We start from the raw sequence: 19677 nt of genomic DNA, 5'->3' as shown, positions 1-19677 counted from the left end.
TTATGTTGGGAAAGGGACTGGCGCTTCTGCTTCTTCTGTCCATGGCTGCGCCTGCGGCCACCGCAGAGGAGCGGAAGAAAGCCCCTGTATCGTCCATCACCCAGGATGAGAGTGGCCTTCTGATCGTGTCGGTGACGCTCCACTCCATGAAGAGTTGGGACACCACGAGGACCTTCCGGTTCCTGCTAGATACAGGAGCCAGCTGCTGCATCGTGGATTGGTCCGTGCCCTCCGAATTCTTCTGGGACGAGCCCCAAACTGAAACCACTGCTAAGGACATCGCCAACCAGAGCATCGTGGCCCCGACTGTGCTGTTAAAGCGAGTGGAAGTGGGCACCGTGATCCGAGATGGGGTGTTTGCCACACGCATGGACCTCCGAAACCAGATCGGACGGTTCCAGGACCAACCAGTGGACGGCATCCTGGGCATGTCGTTTCTGCGTGGCACCCGATTCGTAATCGATCCAAATACCAACCGCCTGATTTGGTGGGGTTATCACTTCAGTCCTGGTGTGGCGGTTCCCTTGTCCGAGTCCCCGGGCGGTCCCTGGATCCACATTCGTCTCGGAAATCAGGAGGTGTTGGCTACGGTGGATACCGGCATGAGTGGTGGTGTGGATCTTCCCATGGCTCTTAAGCCCAAAGGGGAAGGTGGGGCGACCGTATCCATGGGCCTCTCGGGGGTCCTAGTCGCAGGTTCGGATGTAATGGTGAACCGCCTGGAAGCTGGATCCTCGGCCTGGGTCAACCTAACGGTGGGTTTTCAGAGCGAGGACAAAATGGGCCGCATCGGTGTCGATGTCTGGATGGCAGCACCGGTCTGCTTTGATTTCATCACCAACCACCTGACCTTCTCTCAGGATGCGGCGGGAAACCTGCCCATCCGCCGCGAGTCCAACCGGAATCTGCCCCTGCAGTGGGACCGGAACGGCCGTGTACCACGGCTCCTGGTCTTCCTGGTGAAACCCGGAAGTGCCATGGAAAGGGCCGGATGCAAGCCTGGTGATGAACTGATCCAGGTAGGCAGCCTCCAGGGCCCAATGCTTACGCGGCGCGCGGTCCAGGATCTGGTGGCCTCTGGAGTTCAACACATTTGGATCATTCGCCGGAATGGGGTGGAACTGAAGCTGAACTTCGGACCGGTCTGAACCCCTCAGGCCAGCCTTCACCGATTTCAACGGTTCAGCGCCGGTCGAAGCGCGGGGCCATCACGAGCAGCGTCTGGGTGGAGGCGATGCCGGGGAGCCGGGCCACCTCATCCCGGATGCGGTTGAGGTCCTCCAGGTGCTCCGCCTCCAGCTGCAGCACCAGATCGATGTCTCCGCTCACGCTGTCGGCCACCCGCACCTCGGGGAAGGCCTCCAGCATGCGCAGGGCCCGCTCGTGGCTGGGCCCGCTGCCGCGCACCAGGAGGTAGGCCCGTACACCGGGCTTGGCCTCGAAGCCCAGGCGCAGCGTGTAGCCCAGAATGACGCCCTCGCGCTCCAGGCGCTTGAGGCGCTCCTGCACGGCCGACCGCGAGAGGCCCACCCGCGCCGCCAAGGCCACCTGCGTGAGGCGGGCGTCGGTTCCCAGCTCCGCGAGGAGGCGGCGGTCCATGTCGTCAAGGTCGGGCCTGGGCATGTCCCCATTCTGGCAGTTTGCCGGTGTTCCGGCACCCTGCCGTCTACACGGCGGCAGGCGAACCGCGAACCCTGGAAGTCCGCCGGGCCGAGAAGCGGTTTAGAGGAATCCGGCCGGGTCGTTCATCACATCCCCCTTCGACCACTCCCTTTCCCACGGAGGCCCCATGCGCCTGAAAACCACCCTCATCCTCTCGGCCCTGGTGGCCGGGCTCGCCGCGCGCGAAGTCGCCAAGGATTCCCCCCTGACCCGCCAGGAGCAGCAGCAGGCCCTTGCGCGGATCATCGAGCTGGTCCGCGACGAGTATGTTTTCGCGGATGTGGCGGCCAGGGCCGCCGAAGCTTTGGGTGAGCGCGCCTCGGCCATCGTGGCCGAGGGGTCCGCCGAGCGGTCGGCCTTCATCGCCAGGGTCAACGCCGAACTCAAGGATCTGACCCGCGATAAGCATGTGAGCGTGCGGAAGGCGATCCCCAACTTCGACAAGCCCGTGGGGCGACACGGCATCGAGAAGGTGGAGCGCCTCAGGGGCGAGGTGGGCTACCTCCGGGTGGACCGGTTCTTCCAGGCGGACGAAAGCCGCCCGCTCTTCGACCAGGCCATGGATCAGCTAGCCGGCAGCAGGGCGATGATCATCGACCTCCGGGAGAACCGCGGCGGCGGCGATGCCCTCGCGCTGCTGGCCTCCTACTTCCTTCCCGAGCGTGTGCTCCTGAACAGCCTCGTCTTCCGGAAGGACGAGACCATGGAAGTCTGGGCAGGTCCTTCCACCCGCGCGGCCTTCACCAAAGTGCCGGTCTATGTGCTGGTGAGCGGCACCACTTTCTCGGCGGGCGAAGCCTTCGCCTACGGCCTGCAGCAGCGGGGCCGGGCCGTGCTGATCGGCGAGCGCACCAAGGGCGGCGCCAACCCGAACCGCTTCTTCCCCGTGGGGCAGGGCCTGGAGTTGTCCCTGTCCGTCGGGCGCACGGTGAACCCGGTCAGCGGCACCAACTGGGAGGGCGGGGGCGTGCAACCGGATGTGCTGGTCCCAGCGGACCAGGCGCTGGACAAGGCCCTGGAGAAAGCGCTGGAAAAACTGTCTGCCACGGCGGCCAGAGCCTGAGGTCTTCCCGCCCGCGCCGTTCCGGCTGCGGCGAGGTTGAGTGGCCCCCTCGATTTGTCTGTTCCAGGAATCCCATGCCCCTGCCTCGACTTTCGCTCCGTACCTCCCGATTCCGCCGGGGCCCCGGCCCGGATGCCGGCCGCCGGGTCCTGGCGGGGCTGCTTGGCCTGGTCGCGGTGGCAGGTTGCGGGGGGGCCGCCGGCCAGAGGAGTGGGCCGACTCCGGCTCCCCGGCCGCCGGCCGCCTACGACCTGCTGTTCGACGGCCAGAACCCTGAAGGCCGGCGCCTGCTCTACCGGGTTCGCCTGGAAGGTGGCGAGCCGGAGGTGCTGGGTCCCGGCTACGAAGGCACCCGGCCCCAGGCCCGGCCCGACGGCCGGACGCTGGTCTATGCCTCGATCCCCACGGCGGAGGACCCCGCACAGCTGATGCTGGTGGATGACTTCGCCCGGCCTGCCGCCCTCCTGTCGCCGCCCGGAAGCCCCACTGAGCGGGAGGGCGCCTGGTCGCCGGATGGCACACGCCTCGCCTTCCACTCGCAGCTGGAGGACCCGGCTGGCGACATCTTCACGGCGGATCTGCGGGGCCGGAGTCTGGAGAACCGGCGCAACCTCACGCCACACCAGGCCGGGGACCCGATGATGTCGCCCGATGTCACGCCCGCCTGGTCGCCGGACGGCACGCGCCTCGCGTTCACCTCGTATCGCCAGGGCAGTCCAGCCCTGTGGCTGATGAATGTCGACGGCACCGGGGCCCGCCAGCTGACGCCCACCAGCAGCGTGTCGGGCGACTACTTCCCCACCTGGTCGCCGGATGGCCGCTGGATCGCTTTCCAGCGCCTCACGAGCGAGGGTGCCCAGATCGGCATCCTCCCGGCCGCGGGTGGGACGCCCACCTTCCTGCCCTTCGCGGGCAAGGCCTACGCGCCAGCCTGGTCCCCCGATGGCGGCTGGATCGCCTTCAGCGGCCTCGTGGACGGGGAGTACGACATTCACCTCCAGACGCCGGACGGCCGGGGCCTGCGGCGCATTCCGCGGACCGGCGAGGATCGGGGCCCCAGCTGGATCCGGCGCACGGGCCCCTAAGCTCCGGCAACCTGCCGGCCATCCGGCATCCTGCCGCCTAGACCGGGCGGCCCCCCGGCCGAAACCTGAAGGACTCAGGAGGTTCCATGCGTCGCGCCCTGTTCGTCCTGCCTGCCCTGGTCCTGACCCTCGCCGCCCAGGAGGCCGCCCCCATCGCGCCCCCTGTGACGGCCGATCAGCGGAAAGCCGTGGTGGAGACCCTCGCCAGGGAACTGAAGGCCCGCTATGTCTTCCCTGAGGTCGCCGAGACGACCAGCGCCGCGCTGAAGGCCAAGGCGGCCCAGGGCGCCTACGATGGCGCCGTCACGGCCCAGGCCTTCGCCGAAGCCCTCTCCAGGGACCTGCGGGAGGCGGGCCGGGACGGCCACTTCCGGGTGCGCTTCGATCCGGCCTTCAAGCCCGCGAGCGACGATGACGACAAGCCGCCCACGCGCGACGAGGTGGCGCAGATGCGGCAGTTCTCCCAGCGGCGGGGCTTCGGCATCGCCAAGGTGGAGCAGCTCCCGGGCAATGTGGGCTACCTGGACATCCGGGGCTTCGGCCCCACGGAGTTCGTGGGACCGGCCTTCTCCGCGGCCCTCTCGCTCCTGTCAGGCACCGAGGCCCTCATCCTCGACCTGCGCCAGAACGGGGGCGGCGATCCCGAAAGCGTGGCCTACCTGGTGAGCCACTTCTTCGAGGAGGGCGACACCCGGCACCTCAACTCCATCTACAACCGGCCGAAAAACACGACGCGTCAGTACTGGACCACGGCGACCGTTGCCCCGCGCTACGCGAAGCCCGTCTATGTCCTCACCTCGGCCCGCACCTTCTCCGGCGGCGAGGAGTGCGCCTACGATTTCCAGACCCAGAAGCGCGCGACCCTGGTGGGCGAGACCACGGGCGGTGGCGCCAATCCCGGTGGCGCGGTGCTTTTGGGGCATGGTTTCAACGCCTTCATCCCCACGGGCCGGGCCATCAACCCCGTCACCGGCACCAATTGGGAGCGTGTGGGGGTGAAACCGGACCTGGCCGTGCCCGCCGCCGAGGCGCTGAAGGCGGCTCATGGGGCGATCCTCCGGGGCATCCTCGAGAGGGAGAAGGATCCCGACTACCGCAAGCGCCTGGAGGGCATCCTGGCCCGCGTGGAGAAGGGTGAGGCGGAACCCGTCCGCTACGCTCGGTAGGTCTCCTCGGAGACCACGCGACCCTCTTCCAGCTCGACGAGGTGCTCGCCGAAGGCCTCGGCATCGCCGGGATCGTGGCTCACCACCACCAGGGGCAGGTTCTCCTGGGCGGCCAGATCCTTCAGTTCGAGGCGCAGGCGGTCCCGCATGCGGTGGTCGAGGGCGGAGAAGGGTTCATCCAGCAGCAACAGGCGGGGCCTCGCAGCCAGGGCGCGGGCCAGGGCCACGCGCTGGCGCTGGCCGCCGGAGAGCTGGCCCGGGTGGGCCGCGGCGAAGCCCCCGAGGCCCAGACGGTCGAGCCAGGGCAGGGCCTGCGCCAGCGCGGCGCGGGAAGGGCGGCGCCAGGTGCGCGAGAAGCTGAAGGCCACATTCTCCGCGGCCGTGAGGTGCGGAAACAGCGCGTAGTCCTGGAAGAGGTGGCCCACATCGCGGGCCTGGGGCGGGAGGTGCAAGCCCGTGGCGCTGTCGAAGAAGGCGCACTCGCCCAGCTGGATGCACCCGGCCTCCGGGCGCAGAAGGCCCGCGATGGCGCGGAGGGTGAGGCTCTTGCCAGCACCGGAGGGGCCCGACAGCACCAGCGACCGGGCCGAGGTGGCGAAGGCCACTTCCAGGTGGAAGGGCCGCTCCCGGCCCCGCAGGGTGCCCCGAATGTCCACGCGCAGCTTCATGGCCAGGGCTCCCGCCCCGCGCTGCGGGCGTCGTGGCCGCGGAGCAGCCGCGCCGCGACGAGGAGGACCAGCAGGCAGGTGGTGGAGGTCACGATCACCAGCGTGGTCGCCAGACCGTCCTGGCCCGCCTGCACGGCCTCGTAGACCGCCACGGACAGCGTCTGCGTGCGGCCGGGGATGCTGCCCGCCACCATGAGGGTGGCGCCAAATTCGCCGAGGGCCCGGGCGAAGGCCAGGAGGGTGCCCGCCAGGATGCCGCGCCAGGCCAAGGGAAGGGTGACGCGGAAGAACACGCCCAGGTCGGACACGCCCAGGGTACGGGCCGCCCGCTCGTATTGCGGATCCACCTGCTCGAAGGCCGCGCGGGCGGCCTTGAGGGCCAGGGGGAAGGAGACGATGGAGGCCGCGATCACGGCCCCCTGCCAGGTGAAGATGAGCTGGATCCCGAAGGTGCGGTCCAGGAATCCCCCCAGCGCTCCGCGTCGTCCCAGCAGCACCAGCAGGTAGTAGCCGAGCACCGTGGGGGGCAGCACCATGGGCAGCGTGCAGAGGGCGTCCAGCAGCTCCCGTCCGGGGAAGGGGCGGCGGGCCAGGAGGAAGCCCAGGGCCGTCCCCGCCAGCAGCACCAGCAGCGTGGCCAGTCCCGCCACCTTGAGGGACAGCAGCAGGGGGATCCATGCCTGGTCCATCAGGGCCCGATCCATCAGGGGGCGGTGAAGCCGAAGCGGGTGAGGACCGCCCGGCCTTCCGGCGAGAGCACCAGGGCCACGAAGGCGCGGGCGGCCTCGGCCTGGCGGGTGCCCGTGACCACGGCGAGGGGATAGGTGACGGGGGTGCGGGTGGGCACGGTGGCGACCACCCGCACCTTGCGAGTCTGGATGGCGGCATCCGTGGCGTAGACGAAGGCGGCGTCCACTTCGCCCCGGGCCGCGTAGTCCAGGCACTGGCGGACGCTCTGGCCGAAGACGGCCTTGGCCTCGACGGCCCGCCACAGCCCCAGGGCCTCCAGGGCCTCACGGGCATAGCGGCCTGCGGGCACGCTGGCCGGGTTGGCGATGGCCACGCGGCGGACCTGGGGCTGGAGCAGTTCAGCCGGGGTGGCGGGGCCCCGTGCCTCGAGGGGGACGATCATCACCAGCGCGTTCCCCGCGAAGGTCGCGCGGGAGGCCGCATCCACGGCCCCCTGGGCCACGGCCCGGTCCATGGCGGTCTGATCCGCGGAAGCGAACACATCCACGGGGGCCCCGGCGAGAATCTGCTGCAGCAGCTTGTCCGAGGCGCCGGTGTTGAGCACGACCTTGGTGCCCGGATGCCGCGCTTCATGGCGTTGGGCCAGCTCCTGGAAGGCTTCGGCAAGGCTCGCGGCGGCGGAGACCACCAAGTCGCCCGCCCGCCCGGCGGTGGCCAGGGACAGGGTGAGGAGGAGGCAGCGCAGCAGAGGGGGTCGGGCGAGGGGCATGAGACCTTCCGGGGGTCCGCTATATCCCACTGAATATATCGGACCCGAAAGGCCCCGGTCAAAGGCCGTCCTGCCCCGACAGCAGGGTGGTCAGCGCCTTCAGGTCCGCCGCGGCTGCCCGGGCCGCCTTGGCCTCCAGGCTGCGGTACCGGGCCAGGACCTTGATTCCCAGCGGCGTGAGCGTAGCTCCGCCCCGGGTTGCCCCGCCCTTCTCGGTGGCGACCAGGGCCTCCCGGAAGCAGCGGTTCATGGTGTCCACCAGCAACCAGGCCCGACGGTAGCTCATGCCCATCAGGCGCCCCGCCGCCGCGATGGAGCCCGTCTCCTGGATGGCCTCCAGCAGGTGCGCCTTCCCGGGGCCCAGGGCGATCTCGCCGCCCAGGTAGAACCGGACGCGGAGATCGAGGGAGGGGGCGGGCTTGGACATGGGGGCTCCGGCGGTGGCGCGTCCCCATGATCCCCCCGGGGACGCGATCCGTGAATCCACGGATCGCGCAGGAAACCGAATCCCGTCGTTCGGGATTTCCGTCATGCTGCAAGGCGAACCACGCCATCAGTCGGACCCACCCCTGGATGTGCCCATGGTCTCCTTCCTGAGTCGAATCCGGATTGCCGCCAAGCTTTGGCTCGGCTACAGCATCGTGGCGGGCATCCTCGCGGGGCTGGCCCTGATCCAGCTCGGCGTGTTGCACGACGAAGAGAACCAGGCCCTGCGCATTTTCGAGAAGCGCATGGTCCCGGTGCGTCAGCTCAAGATCGTGTCGGACGCCTACAGCATCCGCATCCTCTTCGCGGCCCGTCAGGTGCGGGGCGGGACCCTGGAACCCGCCGAGGGCCTGGCCCAGGTCCGGGCTGCGCGGAGGGAGGCGGGGGAGCAGTGGGCCGCATTCAAGGCCACCGCCCGGGACCTGTCGAACCCGGAAACCGTGGCCCGCGTGGATGCCCTCTCCACCTACCTGATGAGGGATCTGGACACCCTGGAGCAGCTCCTGGCGGAAGACCGGCTGCCGGCCCTCGGGCGCTTCGTGGACGATGATCTCCTGCCTCAGATCCTGCCCCTCACGAGCCTCATCTCCGGCCTCGTCCAGGTTCAGGAGGACGCCGCCCAGCGCAGCGTGGAGGCCATGTCGGCGCGGGCTTGGCGGACGCGGACCTGGTCCTACATCACCATCCTGGGGGGGCTGACCGCAGCCCTGGTGCTGGGCTATCGGATCGCCCGCGACCTGTCCGGCAGCATCCGGCGGATGGTGGAGCAGGTGCGTCGGGCGGCCGAGGGTGACCTGGAAGTCCGGGTCCACATCGGCGGTCGGGACGAGCTCGCCGACATGGGGCGGGAGCTGAACCGCATGATTGCGCGGCTGAGGGACACCATCCACGCCCTGGCGGAGCGCGAAGCCAGCGAGCGGGCCGTGCTCCACAGCGCCCAGGTGGCCATCATCGCCCGCGACAACGACGGCACCGTACGGCGCTTCAATCCCTACGCGGAACAGCTCCTGGGCTTCCGGGCCGAGGATATGGTCGGCCAGACGGCTGCGCCTTGGGTCGACGCGGAGGAGATGGAGGCCTGCGCCCGGGTGCTCTCAAGGCAGCTGGGTCATCCGGTGACCTCGGGAACTGAAGTGATCCGGCTGCTCACGGAGGCGGGTCCCGATCAGCGGGAGTGGACCTTCCTGACCCGGGACGGGCGGCGCGTACCCATGCTGGTGGCCCTTTCGACGATCAGCGGGGCCCGGGGCGAGCGGGTGGGATTCCTGAGCATCGGCTCCGATCTGACGGAACGCAAAGTCCTGGAGGCCGAACTCCGGGCCAGCGAGGCCCGAGCCCAGGCCGCGAACCACGCCAAGAGCGCCTTCCTGTCGAACATGAGCCACGAGCTCCGCACCCCCCTGAACGCCATCCTCGGCTACGCCCAGTTGATGAATCGCCGGACGGAGCGCAGCCCCGAGGACCGCGACCAGCTCGGGCGCATCCTGTCGGCCGGCGAGCATCTGCTCTCTCTGATCAACGATGTGCTGTCCCTCAGCAAGATAGAATCCGGGGGCCTGGAGCTGCGCCTGGGATCTTTCCGCCCCCTCACCCTGATCGAGGGCTTGGTGGACCTGCAGCGGATCCGGGCCGAGGCCAAGGGGCTCGAGCTGAAACTGGAGGCGGACCCCTCCCTCCCGGCCTACCTGGAGGGCGACGAGGCCAAGCTGCGCCAGGTCCTGGTGAACCTGGTGGGGAACGCGGTCAAGTTTACGGCCAAGGGATCCGTCACCCTGAGCGCCCGCTACGCGGCGGGTCGGGCCGCCTTCAGCGTGACGGACACGGGGGCGGGGATCAGCGAGGAGGATCAGCGCCAGCTGTTCCAGCCCTTCTTCCAGGCAGGCAGCCAGGCCGGGAACGCCGAGGGTACGGGGCTCGGTTTGCACATCAGCCGATCCCTGGTGCACCTCATGGGGGGCGACATCGCCCTGGAAAGCCGGGTGGGGCAGGGCAGCTGCTTCACCTTCAGCCTGCCTCTCCCCGAAGGGGAGCCGCCCCTGGAGCTGGAGGACCGGGGGCAGGTGGTCGGCCTGGAGCCCGGCCAGCGGAAGGTCTCCATGATGGTGGTGGACGACCGGCTGGAGAACCGCGATCTGCTGGCCCGGCTGCTGGGTTCCGTGGGGTTCCAGGTCTACAGCGCGGCCGATGGCGCCGAGGCCGTGGAACTCTGGGAGCGCCACCGGCCGGAGCTCCTCTGGATGGATCTCCGCATGCCCCGGATGAGCGGCTTCGAAGCGCTCCAGGTGATCCGGGGGAAGGAGCTGGAGCAGAACCTGCCCCACACCTTCATCGTGGCGATCTCCGCCAGCGTCATCGATTTGGATCGCGAGACCCTGCGCAAGGCAGGCTTCGACGACTTCATGGGCAAGCCCTTCCGGGAGTCGCAGCTCTTCGAGCTGGCGGGCCGCCTGCTCGGCCTCCGCTTCCTGACCCGGGAACCCGAGGTGGGGCTGTCGCCGCCCGGGGCCCTGCTGGACTGCCTGCATCTTCAGTCCGCGACTTGGCGCGCCGATCTGAAGGAAGCGGTGTTGATCGGAGACACCGAGGCCGCCTTGGCCCTGGTGGGCCAGTTGGGGGCCGATCCCGTCGCCGAGGGTCTGCGCCAGCTGCTCAAGGCCTACAAGCTCCAGGAACTGCTCGACGCATTGAACGGATGAGGAGGGAGACGACCATGCTGGTGCCCCAAGGCGACATTCTCATCGTCGACGACAACCCCGACAATCTGGACCTGCTGAGTGCCGTCCTGCGGGAGCGGAATTACCGGGTGCGCGCAGTCCCCTCGGGGGCGATGGCCCTCGAGGCGGCCCGCCGCCACCCGCCGGAGCTGGTCATGCTGGATGTGAACATGCCCGGCATGGATGGCTACCAGGCCTGCCAAGCCTTCAAGGCGGATCCCGTGCTCCAGCGGATCCCCATCATCTTCATCAGCGCCCTCGACGATCCGCTGGACAAGGTGAAGGCCTTCCATGTGGGAGGGCGGGACTATGTCACCAAGCCCTTCAGCGCTGAGGAGGTGCTGGTGCGGGTGGAGCACCAGGTGAACCTCGGCCGCCTGCAGCGCGAGCTGGAGATCCAGAACCAGAACCTGGTGGACGCCAACCTCAAGCTGAAAGAGGTGAACACCCTCAAAACCAACTTCACTTCCATGCTCGTGCACGACCTCCGCTCGCCGCTCACGGTGCTGGGGCTCGTCTTGGAAAAAATAAAAAACGGCGGGACCGTTCGCGAGGAGGCCATCGAGAAGGCGGAGGAATCCTGCACCCGGATCAAGACGCTGCTCGACGAGATGCTGGAGATCTACCGCAGCGAGAGCGGCCAGCTCCCCATGGAGTTCTCGGAGATCGACACGACTTCCTGGTTGTCGGCCCTGCTGGCCCCGTACAACCTGCGTGCCGCCGCCACCGGGGTGGAGTTCCAGCCGGCCGTTCCCGAGGGCCTGCCCGTGATCCAGGGAGACCGCCTGAAGCTGGACCGCGCACTGGTCAACCTGGTGGACAACGCCTTCAAGTTCACGCCCCGGGCCGGGGCGGTGCGCGTGGAGGCGGGAGTCGAGTTCGGATCCGGCGTGGAGGCCGGCATGCGCTTCCTGAGGCTGTCGGTGATCGACACAGGCCGGGGCATCCCGGCGGGGGACCTGCCCTTCATCTTCGATCCCTTCCGTCAGGCCGAGCGCAGCGACGCCGCCAGGGGCGTAGGGCTTGGCCTCGCCATCGTCCAGCGCCTGGTGGCCGCCCACCGGGGCCAGATCCGGGCGCAGAGCCAGCTGGGCTTCGGGTCGAACTTCACCATCCTGATCCCCTGCTGACGATCCCGTCGGCCGAAGGCACAATAGAGGGTTCCCTGGAGCCCCCATGCGCATCCTTCCAGCCCTGATCCCCAGCCTGGCGTTAGGCATCCCCCTGGTGGCCCAGATGACCGCTCCCGTGCAGGCCCAGTACCAGGAACGGGCGGACCGCTTCCTGAAGCTCGTGAATGCGGGCTACCAGGCGCTCTACTATGTCAATTCCGAGGCCACCTGGGCGGCGGCCACGGATGTGAAGCCCGAGCACGATGCCGCCGCCGAGTGGGCGGGCAAGGCCTTCGCCGCCTTCAACGGCAATCCCCTCGTCATCACCGAGGCCAAGGAGCTCCTGAAGCACCGCGCCCAGCTCGACGAGAAGACGGTGCGGCAGCTGGAACGCGTGCTGCTCATGCCCTACGGTGCCGAGGGCCCCATGACCCAGCCCAAGCTGGTGGCCGACCGCATCGAGGCGGAGACGAAACAGATCTCGCTCATGAACGGGTTCCAGTTCAAGGTGGCCGGGAAGCCCGTGACCGCCAACGACATCGACAACAAGCTCTCCTCCAGCCGCGACCTGGCGGAACGCCAGCTGTGGTGGGAGGCCAGCAAGGAGATCGGCCTTCCCCTGAAGGACGGCCTGGTGCGTCTGCGGGACCTCCGCAACGGGGTGGCCAAGGAGCTGGGCTACCCCGACTACTTCGCGCTCCAGGTGGCCCGCTACGGGCTGACCAAGGACGAGATGGCGGCCTTCAACCGGAAGTTCCTGGCGGAGCTGAAGCCCCTTTACCTTCAGCTGCATACCTGGGTGAAGTACGAGATGGCGAAAAAGTACGGCCAGCCGGTGCCCAAGGCCATTCCCGCCCACTGGATCAACAACCGCTGGAGCCAGAACTGGACCGGCTTCGTCAGTGCCGTGGACTTCGATCCCTACTTCAAGGGCTGGCAGCCCGAACGCATCGTGAAGACCGCCGAGGCCTTCTACACGGGCCTGGGCTTTGAGGCGCTGCCCGCCAGCTTCTGGGTCAAGTCCGACCTCTACCCCGTCAAGGCCGGCGATCCCCGCAAGAAGAACGCCCACGCCTCCTGCTGGCACCTGGACCTGGACAAGGACATTCGCTCGCTCATGAGCGTGGAACCCAACGCCCAGTGGTTCGAGACCGTGCACCACGAGCTGGGCCACGGCTACTACTTCATGAGCTACACCAACCCGAATGTGCCGCCCCTCCTGCGGGACGGGGCCAACCCCAGCTTCCACGAGGGCGTGGGCGAGCTCATCGCCATGGCCACCCGGCAGATCCCCTACCTCAAGGGCGCAGGCGTGCTGCCGGCCGACTACAAGGTCGACCAGATGCAGGTGCTGCTCAACGACGCGCTCGAGGTGGCCATCCCCTTCATGTACTGGGCGTGCGGCACCATGCCCGAGTGGGAGGCCGAGTTCTATGGCGGCATGCCGGCGGACCAGATGAATGCGCGCTGGTGGAAGCAGGTGCGCGACCTGCAGGGCGTGGAGCCGCCGAGCCCCCGCGGCGAGCAGTTCTGCGACGCCGCCACCAAGACCCACATCAACGACAATCCCGCCTATTACTACAGCTACGGCTGGGCCACGGTCTTCAAGTTCCAGATGCACGACCACATCGCCCGGAAGATCCTCCACCAGGATCCCCGCGCCTGCAACTACGCGGGGAACAAGGAGGTCGGCGCCTTCCTGAAGAAGATCCTGGCCAAGGGCGCCACGGAAGATTGGCGGAAGGTGCTGAAGGAGGCCACCGGCGAGGACCTGTCCACCCGGGCCATGATGGACTACTTCAAGCCCCTGATGGCCTGGCTGGAGCAGCAGAACAAGGGCCGGCAGATCGGATGGGATTGAGCATGGCGGATCGCTCCCAGGCCCAGGTTACCAGGGCCCTCACGCGGGACCACCAGGTCCGGTTGTCCTCGCTGGATGCCAGCCCCCTGTGGGATGGCGTCCGGCGCGCCCATCCCCACCTGGATCCGGAGGCCTGTGCCTGTCTGACGGAGCTGCTCTCGGCCACGGCCCTGCTGCAGGGGCGGACCCTCTTCGCCGAGCGCCTGCAGCTCCTGGTGAAGGGCTCGGGTCGTGCCAAGGCCGTGGTGACCGACTGCTGGCCCGACGGCACCATCCGGGGTGTGCTCGACCTGGGGAAGCCCGAGGCCCCGTCGTGGATCGCCGGGCCCGGCGTGTTCCAGGTCATGCGCTCCAACACCTCGGGTCAGCCCTATGTGGGGCACCTGCCCCTGGTCGAGGGTGGGATTCAGATCCAGGTGGAGCACTACCTTCAGCAATCGGAGCAGATCCAGGCCAGCCTCACGCTCTGGTGCGACCCGGGCACGGGCGAGGCCGGGGGGATGCTGGTGGAACCGCTGCCGGACTGCCCACCCGCCCGCCTGGCCCGGCTGGTCCAGGCCATCGAGGGCCTGGAGGTGGTGCCCTTCTGGGAGCGTACGCCGGGCTTCCTGGCTTCTTGGGTCTCCCAGGGGGAGGGCGTCGAGGAATTGGCCTCCTCGGATCTCTTCTACCGCTGCCGATGCACTCGGGAGGCCCTGCTGGAGACCCTGCGCCGCTTCCCCGCCGACCAGAAGGCGGACCTCTTCAAGGAGCCCGGGCCCCTCGAGGTCCGCTGCGATTACTGCGGCACCCTCTATCCCATCACCCGCGAGGATCTGCTGGCAGGGGAGGCCTGATGGCCGTTCGCGTGGCCATCGCCGGCCGGGGGCGGCCCCTGGGCTCACCGGTCTCGGTGTGGGTTGCCTTCCGCGCGGTGCCCTTCCTGGTGGCGGGGATGACCAAGCTCTGGTCCTACACCCTGCGGGTGCGTCGCGAAGGCTTCGAGGCCGTCGAGGATCTCGTGGCCCGGGATGAACGCGTCATCCTGAGCTTCTGGCACCGGCGCCTCTTCATGATGCCCCTGGCCTATCCCTTCCGCCGCCGGAACGCCGCCGGCGAGGTGCGGGGCGTGGCCATCCTGTCGAGCGACAGCAAGGATGGCGAGCGCAGCGCGGCCACCTGGCGCTGGTTCGGCATCCATGCGGTGAGGGGCACCGCCAGCGACGACGGCGCCAAGGCCCTGGTGCGGATGATCCAGGCCGTGAAGCAGGGCTGGGACTTCGGCATCACGCCCGATGGCCCCCGGGGCCCCCTCATGGCGCTGAAGCCTGGCACCCTCGCCCTGGCCCGCAAGACCGGCGCCTGGATCGTGCCTGTGAGCCTGGCCTTCGACCACAGCTTCCAACTGAAGACCTGGGACCGCATGGTGATCCCGTTTCCGTTCGCCACCTGCGTGATCAAGTACGGAAGGCCGTACCAGATTCCGCCGAAGGCGGATGACACTGCGGAGGCCGTGCGGCTCCAGCGGGAGATGGATCTTCTGGAAACCTGGGCTGAAGGGATCTCCCATGCCTGAACTCGCCGTGGTCTCCCTCTCTGGCGGCATGGATTCCTGCGTGACGGCCGCCATGGCGAAGGCCCAGGGCTTCGAGCTGGCCCTGCTCCACGCCGACTACGGGCAGCGCACTCAGGAGCGCGAGAAGCAGGCCTTCCGTGACATTGCCGAATTCTACGGCGTGCCCGCGCATCGGCGCTTGATCATCGGCTTCGACACCCTGAAGACCATCGGCGGTTCTGCCTTGACGGACGCCTCCATCGCCCTGCCCGAAGGGGAGTTGGACCGGCCCGGTGTGCCCGTGAGCTATGTGCCCTTCCGCAACGCGCACCTGCTGGCCACCTGCGTGAGCTGGGCCGAGGTGCTTGGCGCCACGGCCATCTTCGTGGGCTTCGTGGAGGAGGACAGCAGCGGCTATCCCGACTGCCGCGAGGCCTTCCTCCGCAGCTTCGAGCAGACCGCCAACCTGGGTACGAGGCCCGAGACGAACCTGGCTTTCCACGCGCCGCTCCTCCACCTCCGCAAGGCCGAGATCGTGACGAAGGGCCGGGAGCTCGGCGCGCCGCTGCACCTCACCTGGTCCTGCTACCAGGGCGAGCAGGAGGCCTGCGGTCACTGCGACTCCTGCCACCTGCGGCTGCGGGGCTTCCAGCAAGCGGGATTCCCCGATCCCATTCCGTACGCGTTCATCCCCGATTCCCTGAAGGTGTGACCATGGCCATCAAGAAGAGCCCCCAAGCCTCCCTCCCCGAACAGCTGCCACAATTCGTGGTCACGCGGCCCACGGGGAAGCTCGATACCTTCGTGAGCCCCCGGCCGGGACGGCCCTTCACCATCACCTTCGAGACGGAGGAGTTCACCTGTCTCTGCCCGCTCACGGGCCAGCCGGACTTCGCGAAGCTGCGCATCCTCTACCAGCCGGACCAGCTCTGTGTGGAATCCAAGTCGCTCAAGCTCTACCTCTGGAGCTTCCGCGACCGGGGCGCCTTCCACGAGGCGGTCACCAACCAGATCCTCGACGATCTGGTGGCGGCCCTTCAACCCCAGTGGATGCGCATCGAGGGCGACTTCCTCATCCGCGGCGGCATCCGGACCGTCGTCGTGGCGGAACACGGGACGAAGCAGTAGGCGCCCCCATGAAGGCCGTCATTGCGCTCGGTTCGAACCTCGGTGACCGCCGGGCGCACCTGGAGGCGGGGTTGGCCGCTCTGCGCACGCTCGGCCCGGTGGTGCCTTCGCCCCTGGTGATGGAAACGCCGGACGAGTCCGGTCGGGGGCCCGCCTACCTCAACACCGTGGCGGTCCTGGTGACGGGGGAGACGGACCCTCGCCGCCTGCTGGAGGCCCTGCTGCGCCTGGAGCTGGGCGAGGGGCGGGATCGCAGCGCCGGACGGAACGCGCCCCGCACCCTGGACCTGGATCTCATCACCACGGACGGTCCGCCGGGAAGTTGGACCTGGGCGGCGCCGGAGGACCTGCGCGCGCTGGGTCCCGAGCTGAGCCTGGACCTGCCCCATCCCCGCGCCTTCAGCCGGCCCTTCGTCCTCGAACCCTGGCGTGCGCTGTCCGATCCCGGGGCATGCGGCGGAGTGATCCCAAGAAACTGATCAGCACCAAGACACCAAGGCACCAAGAACAGGCGATGCCGTTCTTGGTGCCTTGGTGGTTCAGCCTTGCTCTTTACTTGGTCCAGCGCTCGCACCAGCCGAGCACGGTCTCATACCAGAGCTTGCTGTTCTGGGGCTTGGCCACGAAATGGGTCTCGTCGGGGAAGTAGAGCAGCTGGCTGGGGACGCCCCGCACCTGGAGGGTGTTGTAGAGCTGGAAGGCCTCGGTGACGGGCACGCGGTAGTCCAGCTCGCCGTGGATGACGAGCATGGGCTTGGTCATCTTCGCGATGGCGCTGCTGGGGCTCTGGGACTGCCAGCGGGCCTTGGTCTCGGCACTCTCCCAGGGCCAGCCCTTGAACTCCCAGTGGGGGAACCAGAGCTCCTCGGTGCCCAGCTGCATGGACTCGGTGTTGAAGATGCTGGCGTGGGTCACGAAAGCGGCGAAGCGCTCGGGATAGTGGCCGGAGATCCAGTTCACGGCGTAGCCGCCATAGCTGCCGCCGGCGGCCACCACGCGCTTGGCATCGGCGTTGGGGTACTGCTTGAGCACGGCATCCAGGGTGCTCATGAGGTCGGTCATGACCGCGCCGTTCCAGTCGCCGCTGATGGCGTCCGTGTAGGCCTGGCCGAAGCCCGTGGACCCGCGGGGATTGGGCAGCACCGTGATGAAGCCGCGGCCGGCCCAGGCCTGGGCGTTCCACCGGGGATGCCAGGCATCGGCCCAGGCGCCCTGGGGGCCTCCGTGGATGACGAAGGCCACGGGATAGGTCTTGTTGGGGTCGTAGCCCACGGGCTTCACCACGAAGGCGTGGGTCTTGGCGGGCTTGCCGTCCACGGCCACGGTATCGATCCACAGCTCTTCGCCGGGGTTCAGGCTCAGGTCCTTGGCCAGGGCCTCGTTGTGCGTCGTGGCGCGCACGGCCTTGCCGGTCCTGAAGTCCACGGTGTAGAGGTCCTGGGGCGTGGTGAGGCTGGTGGAGACGACGATGGCCTGGCCCTTGGCCAGCGCGAAGCCCTCGATGTGGAGGCCCGTGCTGAGGCGCTGGAGGGCCTTGCCGTCCCAGCGGAAGAGGTCCGTGTGGCCCTGCTGTTCGGAAGTCCCCACGAGGTCCTGGCCCTGCCACTGATAGTCGCCGAAGCTCTGGTCGAAAGCCTGGGTGGTGCGGACCACCTGGCCTGTGGCCCGATCCATGACCCAGAGTTCCCACTTGTCGGCCTCGAAGCCGGGGCGGCGCTGGGCGCGCCAGGCCAGGTACTTGCCGTCCGGCGAGTAGCGGGGCGAGTTGTCCATGGCCTTGTTGGTGGAGAGCAGCTTCGCGGGGCCGCCCGTGAAGGCCACCTCGTAGATCTCGCCGTTGGTGCTGGTGGCCTTGGTCTGCTCGGGGGCGGATTCAAAGGCCAGCGCCTTGCCGTCTGGCGCCCAGGCGAAGCCATCTCCGGCGGAGACATCGGCGTAGTTTGGGACATCGGTGGTGAAGCCGGCCGTGAGATCCCGGGGCGCGGCGCTGCCGTCGGCGGGCACCACGAAGAGGTGGCTCACCTGCTGGGGATCCTTCCACTCGTTCCAGTGCCGGTAGCTCAGGGTCGTATAGAGGCGCCCCGAGACCTTGGAGGCCTCCTTGGCCTTGAGGTAGGCCGCGTTCTCCGCATCGACACCGCTGGGGACGGTGGTGCTGAGGAAGGCCAGCCACTTGCCGTCCGGGCTCCAGACCTGGCCCGAGGCGCTGCCGCTCAGCTTCGTGACCTGGTGCTTGGCTTTCGTGCCCAGGTCCACCACCCACACCTGGCCGCCGGACTGGTAGGCCAGCCGCTTGCCGTCGGGGCTGAAGCGGGGGCGGCTCTGGCTGCCCGGGCCGAGCTCCAGTTCCTTCGCCTCGCCGCCGGCGGGCTTGAACCAGATGCGGCTCACGGACTTGTTGGCCGCGAAGTCCACGGCGCCCACCTGGTAGGCCAGGTCGCCGGAGGCCGACAGCTGGGGTTCGGTGACGCGCTTGACCTTGAACAGGTCATCCACCTGGAGGGGGCGGCTGGCCAGCAGGGGCAGCGCCGCGGCGAGAAGGAGGATCGGGGTCTTCATGGGTACTCCGGACATCAGTATTCGGATTGCAGGTAGCGGGCGATGACGGTGCGCTGGATCTCGCTGGTGCCTTCGCCGATGGTGCAGAGCTTCACATCCCGGTAGTACTTCTCCACCGGGTAGTCCTTGGTGTAGCCGTAGCCGCCGAGGATCTGCACCGCCTCGTTGGCCACGCGGCAGGCCACCTCGGAGCTGTAGAGCTTGGCCATGCTGGCGGCCTTGGCGTAGGGCAGACCCTGGTCCTTCAGACCAGCGGCGCGGTAGATGAGCAGGCGGGCGGCCTCGATCTCTGTGCCCATGTCCGCCAGCTTGAATTGGATGCCCTGGTGATCGGCCAGGGGCTTGCCGAAGGTGTAGCGGATCTTGCTATAGCGCACGGCCTCCTCGAAGGCGCCCTGCGCCATGCCGAGACCCAGGGCTCCGATGCTGATGCGTCCGCCGTCGAGGGTCTTCATGGCCTGCTTGAAGCCCAGGCCGTCCTCGCCCAGAAGGTTGGCCTCGGGCACTTTCACATCCTCGAGGATCAGCTCGGAGGTGTCGCTGGCCCGGAGGCCCAGCTTGTTCTCCTGCTTGCCGGCCCGGAAGCCGTTCATGCCCTTCTCCAGCACGAAGGCGCTGATGCCGTCGGCGCTGCTGCGGCCGGGCTCGGCGGGGCGGGTGCGGGCCATCACCACGAAGATGTCGCCCACGGTGCCGTGGGTGATGAAGGTCTTGGTGCCGTTCAGGATGTAGTGCGAGCCTTCCTTCTTGGCGGAGGTGCGGAGCGAACCCGCGTCGCTGCCGGAGCCCGGCTCGGTGAGCCCCCAGGCGCCGAGGGCCTGGCCGCTGGCGAGGGGCTTCAGATACTTCTGTTTCTGAGCCTCGCTGCCCATCGCGAAGATGTGGTTGCTGCACAGGCTGTTGTGCGCGGCGATGGTGATGCCCACGGACCCGTCCACCCGGGAGAGCTCCTCCACCACCACGGCGTATTCCAGGTAGCCCATGCCGGCGCCGCCGTACTCCTCGGGAAAGATGATGCCCATCATGCCCATCTCACCCAGCTGCTTCACCACGGCCATGGGGAAGGTCTTGGCCTCGTCCCAGGTCATGACATGGGGGCGGATCTCCTTTTCCGCGAACCTGCGCACTTCCTGGCGCAGGGCTTCAACATGCTCGGGGAGCGTGACATCCATGGGGGCCT

The 19677-nt window shown here is 68.3% G+C and carries 19 protein-coding genes; 12 read left to right on the top strand and 7 right to left on the bottom strand.

What is annotated here, in order from left to right; translation table 11 throughout:
• The first annotated feature begins 2 nt into the window (after positions 1–2).
• Positions 3–1148, top strand: a complete 1146-nt coding sequence (locus QZ647_RS14275) for a retropepsin-like aspartic protease (protein ID WP_366526178.1) — start codon at positions 3–5, stop codon at positions 1146–1148.
• A gap of 34 nt (positions 1149–1182) precedes the next feature.
• On the opposite strand, the gene QZ647_RS14270 is transcribed toward QZ647_RS14275, so the two are convergent.
• Positions 1183–1623 (bottom strand): Lrp/AsnC family transcriptional regulator, encoded by a 441-nt coding sequence (locus QZ647_RS14270; RefSeq protein WP_291272803.1) that lies wholly within the window; start codon positions 1621–1623, stop codon positions 1183–1185.
• A 166-nt stretch (positions 1624–1789) separates the two neighbouring features.
• On the opposite strand from QZ647_RS14270, the gene QZ647_RS14265 reads away from it, so the two are divergent.
• From QZ647_RS14265 to QZ647_RS14255, 3 genes are all read left to right on the top strand, one after another.
• Complete coding sequence (locus QZ647_RS14265) at positions 1790–2725, top strand: S41 family peptidase (protein WP_291272802.1); 936 nt, start codon at positions 1790–1792, stop codon at positions 2723–2725.
• Positions 2726–2799: 74 nt separating this feature from the next.
• On the top strand, positions 2800–3810 hold the full coding sequence (locus QZ647_RS14260; RefSeq protein WP_291272801.1) for a hypothetical protein: 1011 nt from the start codon (positions 2800–2802) through the stop codon (positions 3808–3810).
• Positions 3811–3896: 86 nt separating this feature from the next.
• Positions 3897–4976 carry a S41 family peptidase gene (locus tag QZ647_RS14255; RefSeq protein WP_291272800.1) on the top strand — a complete coding sequence of 360 codons (1080 nt, stop codon included), beginning with the start codon at positions 3897–3899 and terminating at the stop codon, positions 4974–4976.
• On the opposite strand, the gene QZ647_RS14250 is transcribed toward QZ647_RS14255, so the two are convergent.
• Genes QZ647_RS14250 through QZ647_RS14235 form a run of 4 tightly spaced genes read right to left on the bottom strand, consistent with a single transcriptional unit; the run spans position 4964 to position 7530 of the window.
• Entirely contained in the window at positions 4964–5644 is a 681-nt protein-coding gene (locus tag QZ647_RS14250) for an ATP-binding cassette domain-containing protein (protein WP_366526177.1), read from the bottom strand. The two genes, QZ647_RS14255 and QZ647_RS14250, sit on opposite strands and share 13 nt — an antisense overlap.
• Positions 5641–6333, bottom strand: a complete 693-nt coding sequence (gene modB / locus QZ647_RS14245; RefSeq protein ID WP_291272799.1) for a molybdate ABC transporter permease subunit — start codon at positions 6331–6333, stop codon at positions 5641–5643. Before modB ends, QZ647_RS14250 begins: the two co-directional genes overlap by 4 nt.
• A gap of 14 nt (positions 6334–6347) precedes the next feature.
• Positions 6348–7103, bottom strand: coding sequence for a molybdate ABC transporter substrate-binding protein (gene modA, locus QZ647_RS14240; RefSeq protein WP_291272798.1), 756 nt, complete (start codon positions 7101–7103; stop codon positions 6348–6350).
• Positions 7104–7161: 58 nt separating this feature from the next.
• Positions 7162–7530: a LysR family transcriptional regulator gene (locus tag QZ647_RS14235; RefSeq protein ID WP_291272797.1), complete on the bottom strand. Its 369-nt coding sequence runs from the start codon at positions 7528–7530 to the stop codon at positions 7162–7164.
• Between the two features lie 103 nt (positions 7531–7633).
• Between QZ647_RS14235 and QZ647_RS14230 the strand changes: the two genes are divergently transcribed.
• From QZ647_RS14230 to folK, 8 genes are read left to right on the top strand one after another with little or no spacing between them, the layout of a single operon-like run.
• Positions 7634–10285, top strand: coding sequence for an ATP-binding protein (locus QZ647_RS14230; RefSeq protein ID WP_291272796.1), 2652 nt, complete (start codon positions 7634–7636; stop codon positions 10283–10285).
• 14 nt (positions 10286–10299) lie between these two features.
• Positions 10300–11433: a hybrid sensor histidine kinase/response regulator gene (locus QZ647_RS14225; RefSeq protein ID WP_291272795.1), complete on the top strand. Its 1134-nt coding sequence runs from the start codon at positions 10300–10302 to the stop codon at positions 11431–11433.
• 46 nt (positions 11434–11479) lie between these two features.
• Positions 11480–13276: a M2 family metallopeptidase gene (locus QZ647_RS14220; protein WP_291272794.1), complete on the top strand. Its 1797-nt coding sequence runs from the start codon at positions 11480–11482 to the stop codon at positions 13274–13276.
• 2 nt (positions 13277–13278) lie between these two features.
• Complete coding sequence (locus tag QZ647_RS14215; RefSeq protein ID WP_291272793.1) at positions 13279–14112, top strand: Hsp33 family molecular chaperone HslO; 834 nt, start codon at positions 13279–13281, stop codon at positions 14110–14112.
• On the top strand, positions 14112–14831 hold the full coding sequence (locus tag QZ647_RS14210) for a lysophospholipid acyltransferase family protein (RefSeq protein ID WP_291272792.1): 720 nt from the start codon (positions 14112–14114) through the stop codon (positions 14829–14831). Before QZ647_RS14215 ends, QZ647_RS14210 begins: the two co-directional genes overlap by 1 nt.
• Entirely contained in the window at positions 14824–15522 is a 699-nt protein-coding gene (queC, locus tag QZ647_RS14205; protein WP_291272791.1) for a 7-cyano-7-deazaguanine synthase QueC, read from the top strand. The genes QZ647_RS14210 and queC overlap by 8 nt, the downstream gene beginning before the upstream one ends.
• Before the next feature lie 56 nt (positions 15523–15578).
• Positions 15579–15938 carry a preQ(1) synthase gene (gene queF / locus QZ647_RS14200; protein WP_366526195.1) on the top strand — a complete coding sequence of 120 codons (360 nt, stop codon included), beginning with the start codon at positions 15579–15581 and terminating at the stop codon, positions 15936–15938.
• Positions 15939–15946: 8 nt separating this feature from the next.
• Positions 15947–16417: a 2-amino-4-hydroxy-6-hydroxymethyldihydropteridine diphosphokinase gene (folK, locus tag QZ647_RS14195; protein WP_291272789.1), complete on the top strand. Its 471-nt coding sequence runs from the start codon at positions 15947–15949 to the stop codon at positions 16415–16417.
• Positions 16418–16490: 73 nt separating this feature from the next.
• On the opposite strand, the gene QZ647_RS14190 is transcribed toward folK, so the two are convergent.
• Positions 16491–18497: a S9 family peptidase gene (locus tag QZ647_RS14190; protein WP_291272788.1), complete on the bottom strand. Its 2007-nt coding sequence runs from the start codon at positions 18495–18497 to the stop codon at positions 16491–16493.
• Between the two features lie 14 nt (positions 18498–18511).
• Complete coding sequence (locus QZ647_RS14185; RefSeq protein WP_291272787.1) at positions 18512–19669, bottom strand: acyl-CoA dehydrogenase family protein; 1158 nt, start codon at positions 19667–19669, stop codon at positions 18512–18514.
• Positions 19670–19677: the final 8 nt, after the last annotated feature.

This window comes from Geothrix sp. (genome assembly GCF_020622065.1).
GTDB lineage: Bacteria > Acidobacteriota > Holophagae > Holophagales > Holophagaceae > Geothrix.
This window is presented reverse-complemented; position numbering and strand designations above follow the sequence as displayed.